Source organism: Streptomyces sp. Ru73, assembly GCF_002920575.1.
Taxonomy (GTDB): domain Bacteria; phylum Actinomycetota; class Actinomycetes; order Streptomycetales; family Streptomycetaceae; genus Streptomyces.
Genome location: NZ_PQSQ01000131.1, coordinates 1 through 17,358, shown reverse-complemented (window position 1 = coordinate 17,358; position 17,358 = coordinate 1). Strand labels below are relative to the sequence as shown.

At 72.9% G+C, this 17,358-nt stretch carries 18 protein-coding genes and 1 pseudogene; 12 read left to right on the top strand and 7 right to left on the bottom strand.

Going from position 1 to position 17,358, the window contains the following annotated elements:
• Positions 1 to 148 (bottom strand): annotated as a pseudogene (locus C3486_RS38395) (reductase); the annotation flags it as partial.
• Between the two features lie 186 nt (positions 149 to 334).
• On the opposite strand from C3486_RS38395, the gene C3486_RS33635 reads away from it, so the two are divergent.
• Positions 335 to 1,273, top strand: a complete 939-nt coding sequence (locus C3486_RS33635) for a beta-ketoacyl-ACP synthase III (protein ID WP_103836655.1) — start codon at positions 335 to 337, stop codon at positions 1,271 to 1,273.
• Between the two features lie 138 nt (positions 1,274 to 1,411).
• A complete protein-coding gene (locus C3486_RS33630) occupies positions 1,412 to 1,843 on the top strand; it encodes a VOC family protein (protein WP_103836654.1) in 432 nt (143 codons plus the stop codon).
• Positions 1,844 to 1,904: 61 nt separating this feature from the next.
• Here C3486_RS33630 and C3486_RS33625 read toward each other — a convergent pair whose 3' ends face one another.
• Both C3486_RS33625 and C3486_RS33620 read right to left on the bottom strand, forming a co-directional pair.
• Positions 1,905 to 2,816, bottom strand: coding sequence for a glutaminase (locus tag C3486_RS33625; RefSeq protein WP_103836658.1), 912 nt, complete (start codon positions 2,814 to 2,816; stop codon positions 1,905 to 1,907).
• 10 nt (positions 2,817 to 2,826) lie between these two features.
• Positions 2,827 to 3,522, bottom strand: a complete 696-nt coding sequence (locus tag C3486_RS33620) for a helix-turn-helix domain-containing protein (RefSeq protein ID WP_103836653.1) — start codon at positions 3,520 to 3,522, stop codon at positions 2,827 to 2,829.
• A 125-nt stretch (positions 3,523 to 3,647) separates the two neighbouring features.
• Here C3486_RS33620 and C3486_RS33615 point away from each other — a divergent pair, with 125 nt between their 5' ends.
• From C3486_RS33615 to C3486_RS33605, 3 genes are all read left to right on the top strand, one after another.
• The gene (locus tag C3486_RS33615) at positions 3,648 to 3,881 is read left to right on the top strand and encodes a hypothetical protein (RefSeq protein ID WP_103836652.1); all 234 of its coding nucleotides are present in this window, start codon (positions 3,648 to 3,650) and stop codon (positions 3,879 to 3,881) included.
• 244 nt (positions 3,882 to 4,125) lie between these two features.
• Positions 4,126 to 4,716, top strand: coding sequence for an N-acetylmuramoyl-L-alanine amidase (locus C3486_RS33610; protein ID WP_103836651.1), 591 nt, complete (start codon positions 4,126 to 4,128; stop codon positions 4,714 to 4,716).
• Positions 4,717 to 4,874: 158 nt separating this feature from the next.
• The gene (locus tag C3486_RS33605; protein WP_103836657.1) at positions 4,875 to 5,768 is read left to right on the top strand and encodes a 1-aminocyclopropane-1-carboxylate deaminase/D-cysteine desulfhydrase; all 894 of its coding nucleotides are present in this window, start codon (positions 4,875 to 4,877) and stop codon (positions 5,766 to 5,768) included.
• A gap of 146 nt (positions 5,769 to 5,914) precedes the next feature.
• On the opposite strand, the gene C3486_RS33600 is transcribed toward C3486_RS33605, so the two are convergent.
• Positions 5,915 to 7,525 (bottom strand): Na+/H+ antiporter, encoded by a 1,611-nt coding sequence (locus tag C3486_RS33600; protein WP_103836650.1) that lies wholly within the window; start codon positions 7,523 to 7,525, stop codon positions 5,915 to 5,917.
• Between the two features lie 39 nt (positions 7,526 to 7,564).
• On the opposite strand from C3486_RS33600, the gene C3486_RS33595 reads away from it, so the two are divergent.
• From C3486_RS33595 to C3486_RS33580, 4 genes are all read left to right on the top strand, one after another.
• A complete protein-coding gene (locus tag C3486_RS33595) occupies positions 7,565 to 7,825 on the top strand; it encodes a UBP-type zinc finger domain-containing protein (RefSeq protein WP_103836649.1) in 261 nt (86 codons plus the stop codon).
• Positions 7,826 to 7,921: 96 nt separating this feature from the next.
• Positions 7,922 to 8,410 (top strand): GNAT family N-acetyltransferase, encoded by a 489-nt coding sequence (locus tag C3486_RS33590; RefSeq protein ID WP_103836648.1) that lies wholly within the window; start codon positions 7,922 to 7,924, stop codon positions 8,408 to 8,410.
• Positions 8,411 to 8,678: 268 nt separating this feature from the next.
• A complete protein-coding gene (locus C3486_RS33585; RefSeq protein ID WP_103836647.1) occupies positions 8,679 to 9,092 on the top strand; it encodes an anti-sigma regulatory factor in 414 nt (137 codons plus the stop codon).
• 43 nt (positions 9,093 to 9,135) lie between these two features.
• On the top strand, positions 9,136 to 10,068 hold the full coding sequence (locus tag C3486_RS33580; RefSeq protein WP_103836656.1) for an RNA polymerase sigma factor SigF: 933 nt from the start codon (positions 9,136 to 9,138) through the stop codon (positions 10,066 to 10,068).
• A gap of 434 nt (positions 10,069 to 10,502) precedes the next feature.
• Here C3486_RS33580 and C3486_RS33575 read toward each other — a convergent pair whose 3' ends face one another.
• Complete coding sequence (locus C3486_RS33575) at positions 10,503 to 10,958, bottom strand: hypothetical protein (RefSeq protein ID WP_103836646.1); 456 nt, start codon at positions 10,956 to 10,958, stop codon at positions 10,503 to 10,505.
• Between the two features lie 82 nt (positions 10,959 to 11,040).
• Between C3486_RS33575 and C3486_RS33570 the strand changes: the two genes are divergently transcribed.
• Both C3486_RS33570 and C3486_RS33565 read left to right on the top strand, forming a co-directional pair.
• Positions 11,041 to 12,024 carry a diacylglycerol kinase family protein gene (locus C3486_RS33570; protein WP_103836645.1) on the top strand — a complete coding sequence of 328 codons (984 nt, stop codon included), beginning with the start codon at positions 11,041 to 11,043 and terminating at the stop codon, positions 12,022 to 12,024.
• Between the two features lie 315 nt (positions 12,025 to 12,339).
• The gene (locus C3486_RS33565; RefSeq protein WP_003983230.1) at positions 12,340 to 12,597 is read left to right on the top strand and encodes a WhiB family transcriptional regulator; all 258 of its coding nucleotides are present in this window, start codon (positions 12,340 to 12,342) and stop codon (positions 12,595 to 12,597) included.
• Between the two features lie 261 nt (positions 12,598 to 12,858).
• On the opposite strand, the gene C3486_RS33560 is transcribed toward C3486_RS33565, so the two are convergent.
• Positions 12,859 to 14,328 carry a sensor histidine kinase gene (locus tag C3486_RS33560; protein WP_103836644.1) on the bottom strand — a complete coding sequence of 490 codons (1,470 nt, stop codon included), beginning with the start codon at positions 14,326 to 14,328 and terminating at the stop codon, positions 12,859 to 12,861.
• A gap of 598 nt (positions 14,329 to 14,926) precedes the next feature.
• On the opposite strand from C3486_RS33560, the gene nagB reads away from it, so the two are divergent.
• A complete protein-coding gene (nagB, locus tag C3486_RS33555; protein WP_103836643.1) occupies positions 14,927 to 15,709 on the top strand; it encodes a glucosamine-6-phosphate deaminase in 783 nt (260 codons plus the stop codon).
• A 70-nt stretch (positions 15,710 to 15,779) separates the two neighbouring features.
• Here nagB and C3486_RS33550 read toward each other — a convergent pair whose 3' ends face one another.
• Positions 15,780 to 17,318 carry a glycoside hydrolase family 3 protein gene (locus tag C3486_RS33550; protein WP_103836642.1) on the bottom strand — a complete coding sequence of 513 codons (1,539 nt, stop codon included), beginning with the start codon at positions 17,316 to 17,318 and terminating at the stop codon, positions 15,780 to 15,782.
• Positions 17,319 to 17,358: the final 40 nt, after the last annotated feature.

The window sequence follows — 17,358 nt, the reverse complement described above, 5'->3', positions numbered from 1 at the left end:
CGGTGCGGTCGCCGTGCAGCACCGCCGCGCCCTCCGGTCGCCGCGTGCCGGCCCGGTGGAACACCGTGACCTGCCATCCCGTCGCCAGGGCCGCCTCGGTCACGGCCCGCCCCACGAACTCCGTGCCACCCAGCATCAGCAGTCTCATGCCGCGACTCTGCCCGTACGGCCGTACGGGCGCACCGGAACTCGCTCACAGCGGAATCGCCGGTGACGGTCGGAAGTCTCCAGAACCGCGCGCCGAAGACTGTAGGGACACGCACCCCGCGGGGCGGCCGCACCGCCAACACTGGTGAGGTCGACATTCCGCTTCCGTTCGCCCACAGGGGGAGAGATGACCGGGTCGCGCGTCCTGGCGCTGGGCCACTACCAGCCCGCCAAGGTGCTCACCAACGACGACCTGGCCGAGCTCGTCGACACCGACGACGCCTGGATCACCAGCCGGGTCGGCATCCGCACGCGCCACATCGCGGCGCCCGACGAGACCGTGGACGCGATGGCGGCGGCGGCCGCGGCGAAGGCGCTCGCGGCGAGCGGCCTGGGCCCGGCCGACATCGACCTGGTGCTCGTCGCCACCTGCACGGCCACGGACCGCTCGCCGAACACGGCGGCCCGGGTGGCCGCCCGGCTCGGCCTCCCGGCGCCCGCCGCGATGGACGTCAACGTGGTGTGCGCGGGCTTCACCCACGCGCTGGCCACCGCCGACCACGCCATCCGGGCCGGCTCGGCACGCAGCGCCCTGGTGATCGGCGCGGAGAAGTTCACCGACGTCGTGGACTGGACGGACCGCTCGACGTGCGTACTGGTGGGCGATGGCGCGGGCGCTGCGGTCGTGACGGCCGCCGCCGAGCCGGAGATCGGCCCGGTGCTGTGGGGCTCGGTGCCCGAGATGGGCGACGCGGTGCGCATCGAGGGCGAGCCCGCCCGCTTCTCCCAGGAGGGCCAGGCGGTCTACCGCTGGGCGACCACCCAGCTGCCGGCCGTCGCGCGGCAGGTGTGCGAGCGTTCCGGCGTACGGCCCGAGGAGCTGGCCGGCGTGGTGCTGCACCAGGCCAACCTGCGGATCATCGAGCCGGTCGCCGAGCGCATCGGGGCGGTCAACGCGGTGATCGCCCGCGATGTCGTGGAGTCCGGCAACACCTCGGCGGCCTCGGTGCCGCTGGCCTTCTCGAAGCTGGTCGAACGGCACGAGATCCCGACCGGTGCCCCGGTCCTCCTCTTCGGTTTCGGCGGCAACCTCTCCTACGCGGGCCAGATCGTCCGCTGCCCGTAAGGGGCGGCGGGACGCCGGTACCCGCAGGGCTGCGGGGCGTCCGTACCCGTACGGCCGCGGGCGCCGGGCCTCGGAGGGGGCCGGAGGACGTCCGATTCGTTCAAGACGGCCGTCGCCGGGCCTTCGTACGCTCGGGCCATGACTGAGAACATCTCCGACATCACCGACGGGCCGGCCCGCCCCGCCGCGCGGTTCGCCGCGATCGGCCTGGCCGCGGCAGACATGGCGGCCTCGCTCGCCTTCTACCGGCGCCTCGGCCTGGACCTCCCGGCGGAGGCCGACACCGCCCCGCACGCCGAGGCACCGCTGCCCGGCGGGCTGCGGCTGATGTGGGACACCCACGAGACGCTGCGCTCCCTCGACCCCGACTGGACGCCGTCCCCCGGAGCCACCCCGCACCTCGCCTTCGAGTGCGCGGACCCGGCGGCGGTCGACGCGCTCTACGCGGAGCTGACCGGCGCCGGGTACCGGGGCGAGAAGAAGCCCTGGGACGCCGTCTGGGGACAGCGGTACGCGGTCGTCCGGGACCCGGACGGCCACGGCGTCGACCTCTTCGCGCCACTGCCCTGAACGGACGCCGAGGAGCCGCCGGGCCGCCCCGGGAGGCCGGGCGCACGGCCCGGCCGGGCGGTCAGAACACCGACCACCCGGTGAGCGTCGTGAAGTGGTCCAGCGCCGCCGCGCCCGCGACCGAGTTGCCGCGCGCGTCCAGCCCCGGGCTCCACACGCACAGCGTGCAGCGTCCGGGGACGACCGCCACGATGCCGCCGCCCACGCCGCTCTTGGCGGGCAGCCCCACCCGGTACGCGAACTCGCCGGCCGCGTCGTACGTGCCGCAGGTCAGCATCACCGCGTTGATCCGCTTGGCGTCGCGCGCCGCCAGCAGCCGGGTCCCGTCGGCGCGCAGTCCGTGGCGGGCGAGGAAGCCGCCGGCCGTGGCCAGGTCCCGGCAGCTCATCTCGATCGAGCACTGCCAGAAGTAGTGCTCGATGACGCTCGGCACCGGGTTCTCCAGGTTGCCGAAGCTCGCCATGAAGTAGGCCAGCGCGGTGTTCCGGTCGCCGTGCTCGGCCTCGGAGCCGGCGACGGCCCGGTCGAAGGCCAGCTCCGGATTGCCGCTCTCCTCGCGCAGGAAGTCCAGCATCGCGGTGCTGGCGTCGCCGGTCAGGGTCTGCAGCCGGTCGGTGACGACCAGCGCGCCGGAGTTGAGGAACGGGTTGCGCGGGATGCCCTGCTCCCGCTCCAGCTGCACGAGGGAGTTGAAGGGCGTGCCCGAGGGCTCGCGCCCCACGCGCTCCCAGAGGGACTGGTCCCCGTGCGCCAGGACGAGCGCGAGGGAGAAGGACTTGGAGATGGACTGCACGGAGAACGGGACCTCCCAGTCCCCCACGCCGTACACGTCCCCGTGGATGTCGGCGAGCGCGATACCGAAGCGGTCCGGTGAGACCTGCTCCAGCGCGGGGATGTAGTCGGCGACCTTCCCCTGGCGCACCAGCGGCCGCGCGTGGGCCGCTACCTCCTCGAGAACGGCCTGGTAGTCCATGGTGCACACGCTATCCCGGCGCGAGCACCGCCCCCAGCGGAGCACCCGCCAGCGCCTTCACCTCGCGCGCCAGGTGGGCCTGGTCCGCGTACCCGGCCACCGCGGCGACCTCGGCGTACGGCAGGCCGGCGCGGGCCAGCTCCAGGGCGCGCACCAGGCGCAGCACCCGGCCGAGCGTCTTGGGGCCGTAACCGAAGGCGGCCAGGCAGCGGCGGTGCAGCTGGCGCTCGCCCACGCCCACCGCCTCGGCCAGCTCGCGCACCGGCGTACCGCGCGCCGCTGCGCCGGCGATCAGGGCGCCGGCCGGGTCGGGCGCGGCCCCCGTGCGCAGCCGCCCGGCGGCCGCCGCCTCCAGGACGCGGCCGGGCGCCCCGGCCGCGGCCAGCCGGCCGGCCAGCCGCCGCACCTCATCGGCGGGCCACAGCTCGTCGAGGGGGACGCGCAGGTCGCGCAGTACGTGTGCGGGCACCCCGAAGACGGCGGGGCCCTGGCCGGGCGCGAAGCGCAGCCCGACGACGGGCGCCTCCGGGGTGCGCCCGGGCGGCCGCGGGAGATGGGCGCGGGTGTCCGGGCCCGCGACCAGCAGCTCGCCGTCGTACCAGATCAGGTCCGTGCAGCCGTCGGGCAGCACGGGGCGCGGCGCCGGTTCGGGGGACTTGGTCCACACGGCGGCGCCGGGCAGCGGGGAGGGCCGTTCCCGGTACATGTCTCCAGCCTGGCACGGGAACCGCTGCGGCGTCCGGGCCGTTGACCGGGTACGGCACGCACCGGTCCGGGCACAGCGGGCGCCGGTGTCTGCACGACCGAAGGACCGACGCGGGAGGCAGCACGATGGCGGGATTCCTGGACCGTGCCAAGGAGCAGGCGCAGCGCGGCCTGGCTCAGGGCAAGCAGAAGGTCGACGAGGTGCAGCAGCAGCGCGCGGGTTCCGACCTGCTGAAGCGGCTGGGCGCCGCGTACTACGCCGAGCGGCGCGGCAGCGGCTCCCCGGAGTCCACGGCCGCGGCCCTGCAGGCGCTGGAAGCACACATCGCCACGCACGGCGACGGCTTCCTGCGCGGCTGACGGCCCCGGGCGCGCGCCGTGCGACGCGGCGGGCGCCCGGCGCGCGAGGTGCGGCGGAGTTCCCTGGGCGCCCGCGCGCGAAACGCGGCGCGCGTGGACATATGTCCAGCGTATGCCCCGTAAGCGGCCGGTTCTCCTCGCGTTGACCGTGAACTGCTGACCCCGAAGCCTCCGTTCCAGTACAAGCGATTTACGAGGCGGTTCGCGGTGGGCGGCCGCCGTGCACCGGGAACGGAGGCCATGCATGTCCCCACCCATGTCGGCGGACAGATTCCTCGAAGCGCTGCGGGACGAAGGGCTGCGCGTCGTCGAGGTCGGCAACTGGCGCACCCACAACCGCAACCACAAGGGCCCCTGGGGCGGGGTCCACGGCGTGATGATCCACCACACCGTGACCTCGGGCGCGGAGGAGACCGTGCAGGTCTGCTACGACGGCCATCCGGAGCTGCCGGGCCCGCTGTGCCACGGTGTGATCACCAAGGACGGCACGGTGCACCTGGTCGGGTACGGCCGCGCCAACCACGCGGGGCTCGGCGACGGTGACGTGCTGCAGGCGGTGATCGCCGAGAAGCGGCTGCCGCCGGACAACGAGGCCGACACCGACGGCAACCGCGTCTTCTACGGCTTCGAGTGCGAGAACCTCGGCGACGGCGAGGACCCGTGGCCGGACGCGCAGCTGGAGGCCATCGAGAAGGCGGCGGCCGCCGTCTGCCGGGTGCACGGCTGGAACGAGCGCTCGGTCCTCGGCCACCTGGAGTGGCAGCCGGGCAAGGTCGATCCGCGCGGCTTCACGATGGACGCCATGCGGGAGCGCATCGGCAAGCGCCTGAGCTGATCCCCGGACGACCTGAGCTGATCCCCGGATGAAGGGCCGCGCGCCGCGGCCTCCGCCGGGCGACCGGGGCCCGGCACGGCGGTGGCTCGTACGCCGATTCGATCGGCGGCGGGCGCCGTACGGACAATGGGGGCGTGACCGGCACCGTCCCCGACCCGATGACGCTGCGGCCGCGCCTGCCCTCCCCGGTCCAGGAGATCGAGGACGACCGGTTCGCGCGCCGCGGCGTACGCCTGCTGCTCAAGCGGGACGACCTGATCCACCCCGACCTGCCGGGCAACAAGTGGCGGAAGCTGGAGCCGAACCTGCGCGCCGCGGCGGAGGCCGGGGACCGCACGCTCCTCACGTTCGGCGGCGCGTACTCCAACCACCTGCGCGCCACGGCCGCGGCGGGCCGGCTGCTGGGCCTGGCCACGATAGGTGTCGTACGGGGCGAGGAGCTGGCGGACCGGCCGCTGAACCCGTCCCTGGCCCGCTGCGCCGCGGACGGCATGCGGCTGCACTTCCTGGACCGCGCCCGCTACCGCCGCAAGGACGACCCCGAGGTGCTCGACGCGCTCCGCGCGCGCTGGGGCACGTACCGCCTGGTCCCGGAGGGCGGCAGCAACGCCCTCGCAGCGCGCGGCTGCGCCGCCCTGGGCCGCGAGCTCGCCGGGGCCGCCGACGTGGTGGCGGTGGCCTGCGGCACCGGCGGCACCCTCGCGGGGCTGGCCGCCGGCCTCGGGCCGGGCCAGCGGGCGCTCGGCTTCCCCGTACTGAAGGGCGGGCCCGGCCCTGACCACTTCCTGGCGACGGACGTGCTGCGGCTCCAGGAGGCGGCCTTCGGGGGGCGGCGCGGCGACTGGCGGCTGGACCCCGGGTTCCACTGCGGCGGGTACGCCCGCACCACGCCGGCGCTGGAGGCGTTCGCCGCGGACTTCGAGGCGCGGCACGGCCTGCCGCTGGAGCGGATATACGTGGCGAAGCTGCTGCTGGGCCTGGTGACGCGTACCGAGGAGGGCGCCTTCGCACCGGGCACCACGGTGGCCGCGGTCATCACGGGCGCCCCTTGAAGCGCGGCGGACGCCGCTCTCCGAGGCGCGGCGGGCACTGCTCCCTGAGGTGCCGGGCGCACCGCTCCCCCGAAGCGCGGCGGGCAGTGCCCCTCCTGAGGCGCAGCAAGCACCGGCCTCCTGAGGCGCGCCCCGCGCTGTCCCCGTTATTCCGCCGGGCTCACCGTCTCCCGGTACGCCGCCGCTTCCTCCAGGTCCAGCCGGCGCAGCAGGGTGCGCAGCATCTCGTCGTCGATGCGCCGCGCGTCCCGCAGTTTCACGAAGACCTCGCGCTCCGCCCCGATCATCTCCCGCGCCAGCCGCAGGTACGTGGCCTCCACCGACTCCCCCGTCTCCGCGTTCGGCGGTCCCAGCCGCTCCCACACGGCGTTGCGGCGCCGCTCCAGGACGGTGCGCAGCCGGTCCTCCAAGGGCCCCGGCAGCGCGTTCCGCGAGTCCTCCAGGAGCTCGCGCAGCCGCTGCTCCGCCGCGTCCGACGCGTCGTTCTGCGCCTGCGCCTCCGCCAGCGTCTCGGCCTGCGGGTCGGGGCGGGGCAGCTTCAGGGCGCGGATCAGCGGCGGCAGGGTGAGGCCCTGGACGACGAGGGTGCCGATCACGGTGGTGAAGGTCAGGAACAGCACCAGGTTGCGCGCCGGGAACGGCTCCCCGCTGTGCATCGCGACGGGGATGGAGAAGGCGATCGCCAGCGACACCACGCCGCGCATCCCGGCCCACCCCACGATGATCGGCGCCGCCCTGGTCACCCCGGGCTCGCGCTCCCTGATGCGTGCCGACAGCCACCGCGGCAGATAGGTCGCGGGGAACACCCACACGAAGCGCGCGAGCACCACCACCCCGAAGACCACCGCGGCGTACGCGAGCGCCTGCAGGGTGCTGAACTCCCCCAGCCCGCGCAGGACGACCGGCAGCTGCAGCCCGATGAGCGCGAAGACCGCGGACTCCAGCAGGAAGGACACCATCGTCCACACCGCGGCCTCCTGGAGCCGCGTCTCGAAGCCCACCTGCCACGAGCGGTGCCCGAGGTACAGCCCGACCACCACGACCGCGAGCACCCCGGAGGCCCCGACCTGCTCGGCCACCGCGTACGCCACGAAGGGGATGAGCAGCGACAGGGTGTTCTCCAGTACCGCCGAGTCCCGCAGCTTGCAGCGCAGCCAGTGCAGCGGCCCCATGAGGACCACCCCGATCCCGGCGCCGCCGACCGCCGCGATCAGGAACTCCTTCAGGCCGCCGGCCCAGGTCGCGCCCTCGCCGACGGCCGCGGCCAGCGCCACCTTGTAAGCGGTGATGGCGGTGGCGTCGTTGACCAGCGACTCGCCCTGCAGGATGGTCGTGATCCGGCCGGGCAGCCGCAGCCGGCGGGCGATGGCGGTGGCCGCCACCGCGTCCGGGGGCGCGACCACCGCGCCCAGCACGAGGGCGGCGGTCAGCGGCAGGTCCGGGATGACGAGGTACGCGGCGTACCCGACGACGACCGTCGCGAAGAGCACGTAGCCGATCGACAGCAGCGCCACCGGACGCAGATTGGCCCGCAGGTCCAGGTAGGAGCTCTCCAGCGCCGCCGTGTGGAGCAGGGGCGGCAGCAGCAGGGGCAGCACGATGTGCGGGTCGAGCGGGTAGTCGGGGACGCCGGGCAGGAATCCGGCGCCGAGCCCCGCCGCGACGAGCAGCAGGGGCGCGGGCACCGGGGTGCGCCGTGCCAGCCCCGCGACCGCCGCGCTCCCGGCGACCAGCAACAGCAGTGGCATCACGTCCATGGCACGTCCCGTCCCCGCGTTCCGGCTAACCTGGCAATCATGAGCGAGTGTCCGCACGTTCTCGAACTGCCGCGCCCCGAACCGGCCGCGCTGAACGACACCTGCCCCGAGTGCCTCGCCGTCGGCAGCCACCCGGTGCAGCTGCGGCTCTGCCTGATCTGCGGCCACGTCGGGTGCTGCGACTCCTCGCCGTACCGGCACGCCACGGCGCACTTCGAGGCGACCGGGCACCCGGTGATGCGCTCGTACGAGGCGGGCGAGGAGTGGCGCTGGTGCTTCGTCGACAAGTCGCTGGTCTGAACCGCGGCCGGCCGGTGGGAGAACGGGACGTCCGGCCCGGTCACCGATGGCCTTCGCCCCGGCCGGCTGTCAGTGGGGCCCGCTAGCCTTCACGGCATGATCCGCAACGCCACGCCCGCCGACGTCCCCGCCATCCACGCCATGATCCGCGAGCTCGCGGAGTACGAGCGCGCCCTCGACTCCGCGAAGGCCACGCAGGAGCAGCTGCGCGACGCCCTGTTCGGCGAGCATCCGGCCGTCTTCGGACTGATCGCCGAGGAGTCCGGCGTGCCGGCGGGCTTTGCCCTGTGGTTCCGGAACTTCTCCACCTGGACGGGCACGCACGGTATCTACCTGGAGGACCTGTACGTCCGCCCCGAGCACCGCGGCGCCGGACACGGCAAGGCGCTGCTGGCCGCTCTGGCGCAGATATGCGTCAGCCGCGGCTACGGACGTTTTGAATGGTCAGTCCTGGATTGGAATGAACCGTCCATCGGTATATACAAGTCGATCGGTGCTCAGCCCATGGACGAATGGACCGTCTTCCGGCTCACTGGAGAGGCACTGCACGCGCTCGCGGCAACTGCAGATGCCAACGCAGCGTAACCGGCGCCGATTTGACAGTGCAGACCCCTAGCCACTGTCCGTACCCGTAGGCTTACAATGAGTGACACTCGTGGGTTTGCGGGAAACCGCGAGTCCCACCCCGTCGTACCCGGTCGGCAGCCATGTCGGACCCGGGCGACATTGCACCGCAGATCGCGATAGCGTCACACAGCGCATGCGCTGTGCCGGGTGGCCGTTCCTTCCGCCGGGAGGATCCGGTCCGGCATGAATATCAGCTCAATCAGCTTGTGTCACCTTGGAGGTGAGGGTGTCCCAGATCGCAGGCGAGCCCGGGAATCAGGACTTCGTGGAAGTCCGGCTGCCCGCTGCGGGTGCCTACCTTTCGGTGCTGCGTACGGCCACGGCCGGTTTGGCAGCCCGCTTGGACTTCACCCTCGACGAAATCGAGGATCTGCGCATCGCCGTCGACGAGGCGTGCGCGATCCTCCTGCAGCAAGCCGTCCCCGGCAGTGTGCTGAGCTGCGTCTTCCGGCTGATCGACGACGCGCTGCAGGTGACCGTATCGGCCCCCACCACCGACGGACGCGCTCCCGAGCGTGACACCTTCGCCTGGACGGTGCTCTCCGCACTGGCCGGCAAGGTCGACTCCTCCGTCGCCGAGGACCAGACGGTCAGCATCAGTCTGTACAAGGAGCGCGGCGCCGGTCCCGGACCGTCATGACCGAAGAGGGGGCCCTGTGAAGGATCTGGAGCGCGGCGCGCGGATGGAGCCGAGACTGGCCATCCCCGAGCAGCAGGCCCGGCCACACCCGATGGGCACGGACGACCTCAGCGGCCGGTTGAACGCGGCGGAGCAGGCAGAGCGGGCGGACCACATGGACCACAGCGAGCAGCAGCGGCAGCAGCAGGATCCGCAGCATCACCCGCATGATGCGCACGATTCGCACGACCGCAGTGGTGCCCGCGCGATGTTCTACGAGCTGCGCAAGCTCCCGGAGGGCTCCGACGAGCGCGCGGAGCTGCGCAACACCCTGGTCCGGATGCACCTGCCCCTGGTGGAGCACCTCGCCCGGCGCTTCCGCAACCGCGGCGAGCCGCTGGACGACCTCACCCAGGTCGCCACGATCGGCCTGATCAAGTCGGTGGACCGGTTCGATCCGGAGCGCGGCGTGGAGTTCTCCACGTACGCCACCCCGACCGTGGTCGGCGAGATCAAGCGGCACTTCCGCGACAAGGGCTGGGCCGTCCGGGTGCCGCGCCGGCTGCAGGAGCTGCGGCTGTCGCTGACCACGGCGACCGCGGAGCTCTCCCAGCGGCACGGCCGTGCCCCCACGGTCCACGAGCTGGCCGAGCACCTGCACATCTCCGAGGAGGAGGTGCTGGAGGGGCTGGAGTCGGCCAACGCCTACAGCACCCTCTCGCTGGACGTCCCCGACACCGACGACGAGTCTCCCGCGGTCGCCGACACACTGGGCGCGGAGGACGAGGCGCTGGAGGGCGTGGAGTACCGCGAATCCCTCAAGCCGCTGCTGGAGGACCTGCCGCCGCGCGAGAAGAAGATCCTGCTGCTGCGCTTCTTCGGCAACATGACCCAGTCGCAGATCGCCCAGGAGGTCGGCATCTCGCAGATGCACGTCTCCCGGCTGCTGGCCCGCACCCTGGCCCAGCTCCGCGACAAGCTGCTGGTCGAGGAGTAGCCGGCGCCCGGCGGGGCGGGAGACCGCCGGACCACGCGTTCCCGGCCACGGCACGCGCACGAGGCGCGGGCCGCACCGATGACCACGGGGCTCACGGGCCCCTCGGTCCCGGCGCGGCCCGCGCCTTTGCCGTACGCGCATCGGCCGCTCGTACGTACGCCCCGCAGGTACCCCCGTACGTACGTCCAGCCCGCGCGCCCGCGCGAGGACCGGCGCGACGGCACCTCTGCCGCCCGCGTGAAGACCGGCGTGAGGGTGGTCAGCCGCCCGCGTGAGGGCCGTAGTGCGGCCCCTGGCGCTCCCGCGTGAGGGCCCGAGTGCGGCCCCCGGCCGCTCCCGTGTGAAGACCGGCGTGCGGCTCTCCGGCGCGCCCGCGCGCCGCTGCCCGCCCCTCGCGGGGCCGAGCGCCGCCGTACGGCCGCCCAGCCGTGCCGCTACGCGTCCTCGCGCGGGCCGATGCCCAGGGCCTCGGTGGCCGTCGGGTTGATCAGGAGGCCGAGTACGAGCAGGGCCACGACGCCCAGGACCACGCCGCCCGCGAGCAGCGCGCCGCCCGCGTTGATCAGCGTCCAGGCCACCGGCAGCGCCACGATCTGGGTGATCAGCGAGGGCCCGCGGCTCCAGCGCCGCCGCAGCCACAGCCCGCGCGCCGCCAGCAGCGGCAGCAGCGCCAGCACGATGAGGGTGATGCCGCCCATCTCGGCCTGCTGCGGGCTGTCCGGGGCGCCGGTGAGCCCGTCGACCAGCATGTAGACGCCCAGCGCCGCCAGCGCGAGCCCTTCCAGGCCCGTGAGCACCGCCGCCGCGGTCAGCCGGCGCGGCCGCGGCCCGGCCGGTCCGGGGGCGGGCGTCGGGGCGGCTGCGGTCCGGTTCTGCTTGCTGCTGCTCACCCCTGAAGGGTAGCGCCGGGGCCCGGTCCGCCCGACGGGCAGGGCTGGGCCCTCGTACCAGCAGGTAGGTACCCTGCATCCCATGCGTGCACTTCTTGTGGTCAACCCCGCGGCAACCACCACCAGTGCGCGCACCCGTGACGTACTGGCCCACGCGCTGGCCAGCGACCTGAAGCTGGAGGTCGCGCAGACCGAGTACCGCGGTCACGCGCGCGACCTGGCCCGCCGGGCCGCGGAGAGCGGCGAGACGGAGCTGGTGGTCGCGCTCGGCGGCGACGGCACGGTCAACGAGGTGGTCAACGGTCTGCTGACGCACGGCCCCGATCCGGAGGGGCTGCCGCGCCTGGCCGTGGTCCCCGGCGGCTCCACCAACGTCTTCGCGCGCGCCCTCGGCCTGCCCAACGACGCCGTGGAGGCCACCGGCGCGCTCCTGGACGCGCTGCGGGACGGCAGCGAAAGGACGGTCGGACTGGGTTTGGCCGCCGGCACGGCGGACACCCAGGACGAAATGATTCCCGAGCGCTGGTTCACCTTCTGCGCGGGGTTCGGCTTCGACGCCGGTGTCGTGGGCCGAGTCGAACAGCAGCGGGAACGCGGCAAGCGTTCCACGCACGCGCTGTACGTGCGGCAGGTCATGCGCCAGTTCATGGGCGACCCGCACCGGCGGCACGGCACCATCACGCTGGAGCACCCGGGCGCCGAACCAGGCACGACGGAGGTGATCGAAGATCTCGTCCTGTCCATAATCTGCAACACGGCGCCCTGGACCTACCTGGGCAACCGTCCCGTGTACCCGTCCCCGAAGGCGTCCTTCGACACCGCCCTGGACGTGTTCGCGCTGACCCGGCTGTCCACCCCTGCGGTCGCCCGGTACGCCACGCAACTGCTGGCGTCAACCCCCGATCGCGGGCCACAGGGAAAGCACGCCGTATCGCTTCATGATCAGACTCACTTCACCTTGCATTCACAGGTCCCACTGCCCTTTCAGATGGACGGCGACCACCTGGGACTGCGTTCCAGCGTGACGTTCACAGGCGTACGCCGTGCACTGCGTGTGATTGTGTGAGCAGTAGGGCCTAAAGTCCTTTCAGTCGAACGTTTAGGCTGACTTCCACCCCCTAGAAGTACGGCTGTGACGCAGGCGACACCAAGGAATCAAAAAAAGTTTCCGGAAGGGGTTGTATCCGTCGCCGAGGTTTGCGAGTCTCTTCATGGCGATCGGGACGGCCGACCTACCGGCCCCCTTGAGAGCCCGAATCCCCTCCTCTTTTCCAGGACCGCACCAGCCCATGCGGGCGTCGGCCCTTCCCTTGCGGAGGGATTCGTGAAAGCGTTCACATTCACAAGCAACTTTCCCGAAGTACGAGGAGATGGAGCAGCCATGGACTGGCGTCACCGCGCCGTTTGCCGCGAGGAAGACCCCGAGCTCTTCTTCCCCATCGGCAACACCGGTCCTGCGCTGCTGCAGATCGAGGAAGCCAAGGCCGTCTGCCGCCGCTGCCCCGTCATGGAGCAGTGCCTGCAGTGGGCGCTCGAGTCCGGCCAGGACTCCGGCGTCTGGGGTGGTCTGAGCGAGGACGAGCGCCGCGCGATGAAGCGCCGTGCGGCTCGTAACCGGGCGCGCAACGCCAGCGCCTGAACCAGACGCCCCGTGGCATCCGAGCCGCAGCGCGCAGTACCCCCGATGCGCTAAGCAACGTGAGCTTTGAGCCCCGGACCGTATCCCGGTCCGGGGCTTACTGCTGTCCGCAGCCGGCATCGGGGCCGGTACCGAAGCCGGGCCGACAGCGAGGCCGGGTCCGGAGGAACCGAAGCCGGGGCCGCCCCCGTACGGCCGACGCACGCCGGGGGCGTGCGGAGGCGCGTACGGCGTGCGCGCACCACCCGGTACGCGCTGCTCTCAGTGCTTCTCGGCCCGTACCGGGATGTCCAGCACCACCTGGGTGCCGCGCTCGGGTGCGGGCCGCATGTCGAACGTGCCGCTCATCTCGCCCTCGACCAGCGTCCGGACGATCTGCAGTCCGAGGTTGCCGGCGCGCTGCGGGTCGAACCCCTCGGGCAGCCCGCGGCCGTCGTCCTGGACGGTGACCCGCAGCCGCGGCTCGGTGCTGCTGCCGCCGCGTACCGCGTTCACCTCGACCGTGCCCAGCTCCCCCGGCGCGAAGGCGTGCTCCAGGGCGTTCTGCAGGACCTCGGTGAGCACCATGGACAGCGGGGTGGCGACCTCGGCGTCCAGGATGCCGAAGCGGCCGCTGCGCCGTCCGGTCACCTTGCCCGGCGAGATCTCCGCGACCATGGCGAGCACCCGGTCGGCGATCTCGTCGAACTCCACCCTTTCGTCCAGGTTCTGGGAGAGCGTCTCATGGACGATGGCGATCGAACCGACCCTGCGCACCGCCTCGTTGAGCGCCTCCCGGCCCTGTGCCGAATCCATCCGGCGGGCCTGCAGCCGCAGCAGCGCCGCTACCGTCTGCAGGTTGTTCTTCACCCGGTGGTGGATTTCCCGGATGGTCGCGTCCTTCGTGATCAATTCGCGTTCCCGGCGACGCAATTCGGTGACGTCGCGCAGCAGTACGAGGGAACCGATGTGCGTGCCCTTCGGTTTGAGCGGGATGGCGCGCAGTTGAATGACGCCGTCGTCGCCCTCCACCTCGAATTCGCGCGGTGCCCAGCCGCTCGCCAGCTTCACCAGTGCCTCGTCGACGGGGCCGCGGGCCGGTGCGAGTTCGGCGGTGGCCCGGCCGAGGTGGTGGCCCACGAGGTCGGCAGCGAGCCCGAGACGGTGGTAGGCGGAGAGCGCGTTCGGACTGGCGTACTGGACGACGCCGTCCGCGTCGAGCCGGATGAGCCCGTCGCCGGCGCGCGGCGAGGCGTCCATGTCGACCTGCTGGCCGGGGAACGGAAACGATCCTGCAGCGATCATCTGCGCCAGGTCCGACGCGCTCTGCAGGTAGGTCAGCTCCAGCCGGCTGGGCGTCCGCACGGTCAGCAGGTTGGTGTTCCGCGCGATGACGCCCAGCACCCGGCCCTCGCGGCGCACGGGGATGGACTCCACCCGCACGGGCACCTCCTCGCGCCACTCGGGGTCGCCCTCGCGCACGATGCGGCCCTCGTCCAGCGCGGAGTCGAGCATGGGGCGGCGGCCGCGCGGCACCAGGTGGCCGACCATGTCGTCCTGGTACGAGGTGGGCCCGGTGTTCGGGCGCATCTGCGCGACGGACACGTACCGGGTGCCGTCCAGGGTGGGCACCCACAGGACCAGGTCGGCGAAGGACAGGTCGGACAGCAGCTGCCATTCGGAGACCAGCGTGTGGAGCCACTCGAGGTCGGAGTCGCTCAGAGCGGTGTGCTGGCGGACGAGATCGTTCATGGAGGGCACGAAAGCGAGCCTACCGGCGTACGGTGTGAGCGTTCACCGTGCACGGGCATGGACTGATCACCATGGTCTAGTCCACAATGAACGAGTAAAGGCCTCCGCCTTCCCCGCACAGGAAGGCGGATAGAGGACCGAGGCGCTCTCTGCCCTGACTGCGCCGCGGCCTCAGATCGGCCGGACCGGGCGCCGCGAGGAACCGCACACCTCACGGCGTGCCCCGGCCGATGTCAGCTCCGGGCTGCGGTGCCGGACAGGTTGAGGGTCCTGTCCCGGCGCCGCGGCCCGCGGGTGTTTCCGGGCGCGTGCACAGGCGCACGCCGGGCGGACGGACACCAGGCGCACATCGCGCGCATGCGCAGACGGACATTCAGCCGGACATACGGACGGCCCCCGCTCCCCGAGGAGCGGGGGCCGTCGGTGTTTGCGCAGGTGAGCCGGGGCACGAAGGGCTGCGGTAGCCCGTCGGACGGAGAGCGCCGAGCATGGAGATGCGGTGGCGTGCGCGGCTGTGGCCAAGGGCATCACGTGGCCGCGACGCCGCTGCTAGAGTGGTCTATACCACTTGCCCCCACTCCAGAACGGCAGGCCCAGCGTGGAAGTTGTCATCGTCCCGGATGCCAAGGAAGGCGGCGAGCTGATCGCCGAGGCCATGGCCGTCCTGCTGAGGCGCAAGCCCGACGCGCTGCTCGGCGTGGCCACCGGCTCGACCCCGCTGCCCGTCTACGAAGCGCTCGCGCGCAAGGTCGCGGCGGGGGCCGTGGACGCCTCGCAGGCCCGGATCTGCCAGCTCGACGAGTACGTGGGGCTGCCCGCCGGCCACCCCGAGTCCTACCGTTCCGTGGTGCTGCGCGAGGTCGTCGCGCCGCTCGGCCTGAGCGCGGACTCCTTCATGGGCCCGGACGGCACCGCCGAGGACCTCCAGGCGGCCTGTGACGCCTACGACCGCGCGCTGGCCGAGGCCGGCGGCGTGGACCTCCAGCTGCTGGGCATCGGCACCGACGGGCACATCGGCTTCAACGAGCCGTGCTCCTCGCTCGCCTCCCGTACGCGGATCAAGACGCTGACGCAGCGGACCCGGGAGGACAACGCCCGGTTCTTCGACAGTCTCGACGAGGTACCGCACCACGTCATCACCCAGGGCATCGGGACCATTCTGGAGGCCCGTCACCTGGTACTGCTGGCCACGGGCGAGGGCAAGGCGGACGCGGTGGCCCAGGCCGTGGAGGGACCGGTGGCCGCGGTGGTGCCGGCCTCAGCGCTGCAGCTGCACCCGCACGCGACGGTGGTCGTCGACGAGGCGGCGGCCTCGAAGCTCAAGCTCGCGGACTACTTCCGCGCGACGTACGCGGCCAAGCCGGAGTGGCAGGGGCTGTAAGGCTTTACGTACGGAACGCACAGGTGCCGAGTCCCGGAGGGGGCTCGGCACCTGTGCGTTCGCCGCGGCCTCAGCCGCCGGTGATGACCTCAGCGGCGGCCCGTCCGCAGACGCGGGCGGCCCCGTGAGTCGCGATGTGCAGCGCTCCGGTGGGCGGCGCCTGCGGGACTCCCATCTCGACCACGACGGTGCCGGGCCGGGCGGCGATGAGAGCGGCGAGCGCTTCGGCCATCCAGGGGTGCCGGTGAGCGTCGCGTACCACCGCGACGATCCTGCGGTCCCCCGCCTCCCCGAGCACCTTCGAGATCATCGCGGGCGTACCGGTCTCGGCGGCCTGTGCCGCGCCGAAGGTGCCGGTCTCGGTGCCCGGGAGCAGCCGGGCGAGTTCGGCCGCCACGCCCCAGGGGGTCTCGTCGCCCACGGCGATATTGGCGACCGGCGTGAAGGCCGCGACGTACGCCGGGGTACGCAACGGCTCGTACGGTGCGCCACCCTCCGTCAGCCGCAGCGCGCGGCGCGCGGCCCGCAGCCCGACCTCGGGGTCGGCCGCTTCCGCCGGCGCGGTGTCCCGGGTCCGTGCCGTCTCCCGCGTCCACCGGGCCAGGGCGCGGACCCGGGCGGCCGCGTCGGCGAGGCGTTCCTCGGCGAGTGCGCCGGAGCGGACGGCGCGGACGAGGGCGTCGCGGAGGCGGAGGACCGTGCGCTCGTCGGCCAGGCCGCCGCCGACGCAGATGGCGTCGGCGCCCGCGGCGATGGCGAGGACGCTGCCGCGTTCGATGCCGTAGGTGGCGGCGATGGCCTGCATCTCGACGGCGTCGGTGACGATCAGGCCGTCGAAGCCGAGGCCGCCGGCCGCGACGGGCGCGCGCAGCAGCCCGTGCAGGGCGGCCGGGCTGAGGGTGGCGGGCAGGTCGTCGTCCAGTGCCGGGACGAGGATGTGGGCGCTCATCACGGCCTTGGTGCCGGCGGCGACGGCGGCCTTGAAGGGCACGAGTTCACGGGCGTGCAGGGTGTCGAGGGCGGCGTCGATGCGCGGCAGGTCGTGGTGGGAGTCGACGGCCGTGTCGCCGTGGCCGGGGAAGTGCTTGGTGCACGCGGCGACGCCGGCCGCCTGCAGCCCCTGGATGTAGGCGGCGGTGTGCCGGGCGACGAGGTGCGGGTCGGAGCCGAAGGACCGTACGCCGATGACGGGGTTGCCGGGGTTGGAGTTGACGTCGGCGCTGGGGGCCCAGTTGAGGTTGACGCCGCACTCGGCGAGGCGGCGGCCGAGCGCGCGGGCGACGGCGCGGGTGAGGCCGGGGTCGTCGACGGCACCGAGCGCGAGGTTGCCGGGGAAGGAGGAGCCGCCGCGCACTTCGAGGCGGGTGACGTCGCCGCCCTCCTCGTCGATGGCGATGAGCAGCCCGTCGGTCTCGGCGCGGAGCCGGGCGCTGAGGGCGGCGAGCTGTTCGGGGGTGTGCACGTTGCGGCCGAACAGGCCGACGGAGGCGAGGCCCTCGCCGAGCCGGCGCAGCAGCCAGTCCGGCGCGTCGGTGCCGGTGAAGCCGGGCTGAAGGACGGCCAGCGCGTCTCGGGTGAGGGTGTCGGCGGAGCGGGCGAGCGTCGTCATGGAGCTGCGTGTCCCTTCACTGCGCAGGAGCGAGCAGGCG

Coding starts and splice junctions, on each gene's coding strand:
- C3486_RS33635 (WP_103836655.1), top strand. CDS start 335: ATGACCGGGTCGCGCGTCCTGGCGCTGGGCCACTACCAGCCCGCCAAG.
- C3486_RS33590 (WP_103836648.1), top strand. CDS start 7,922: ATGATCCGCAACGCCACGCCCGCCGACGTCCCCGCCATCCACGCCATG.
- C3486_RS33620 (WP_103836653.1), bottom strand. CDS start 3,522: ATGTACCGGGAACGGCCCTCCCCGCTGCCCGGCGCCGCCGTGTGGACC.
- C3486_RS33610 (WP_103836651.1), top strand. CDS start 4,126: ATGTCCCCACCCATGTCGGCGGACAGATTCCTCGAAGCGCTGCGGGAC.
- C3486_RS33560 (WP_103836644.1), bottom strand. CDS start 14,328: ATGAACGATCTCGTCCGCCAGCACACCGCTCTGAGCGACTCCGACCTC.
- C3486_RS33550 (WP_103836642.1), bottom strand. CDS start 17,318: ATGACGACGCTCGCCCGCTCCGCCGACACCCTCACCCGAGACGCGCTG.
- C3486_RS33625 (WP_103836658.1), bottom strand. CDS start 2,816: ATGGACTACCAGGCCGTTCTCGAGGAGGTAGCGGCCCACGCGCGGCCG.
- C3486_RS33605 (WP_103836657.1), top strand. CDS start 4,875: ATGACGCTGCGGCCGCGCCTGCCCTCCCCGGTCCAGGAGATCGAGGAC.
- C3486_RS33595 (WP_103836649.1), top strand. CDS start 7,565: ATGAGCGAGTGTCCGCACGTTCTCGAACTGCCGCGCCCCGAACCGGCC.
- C3486_RS33580 (WP_103836656.1), top strand. CDS start 9,136: ATGGAGCCGAGACTGGCCATCCCCGAGCAGCAGGCCCGGCCACACCCG.
- C3486_RS33570 (WP_103836645.1), top strand. CDS start 11,041: ATGCGTGCACTTCTTGTGGTCAACCCCGCGGCAACCACCACCAGTGCG.
- C3486_RS33600 (WP_103836650.1), bottom strand. CDS start 7,525: ATGGACGTGATGCCACTGCTGTTGCTGGTCGCCGGGAGCGCGGCGGTC.
- C3486_RS33630 (WP_103836654.1), top strand. CDS start 1,412: ATGACTGAGAACATCTCCGACATCACCGACGGGCCGGCCCGCCCCGCC.
- C3486_RS33615 (WP_103836652.1), top strand. CDS start 3,648: ATGGCGGGATTCCTGGACCGTGCCAAGGAGCAGGCGCAGCGCGGCCTG.
- C3486_RS33565 (WP_003983230.1), top strand. CDS start 12,340: ATGGACTGGCGTCACCGCGCCGTTTGCCGCGAGGAAGACCCCGAGCTC.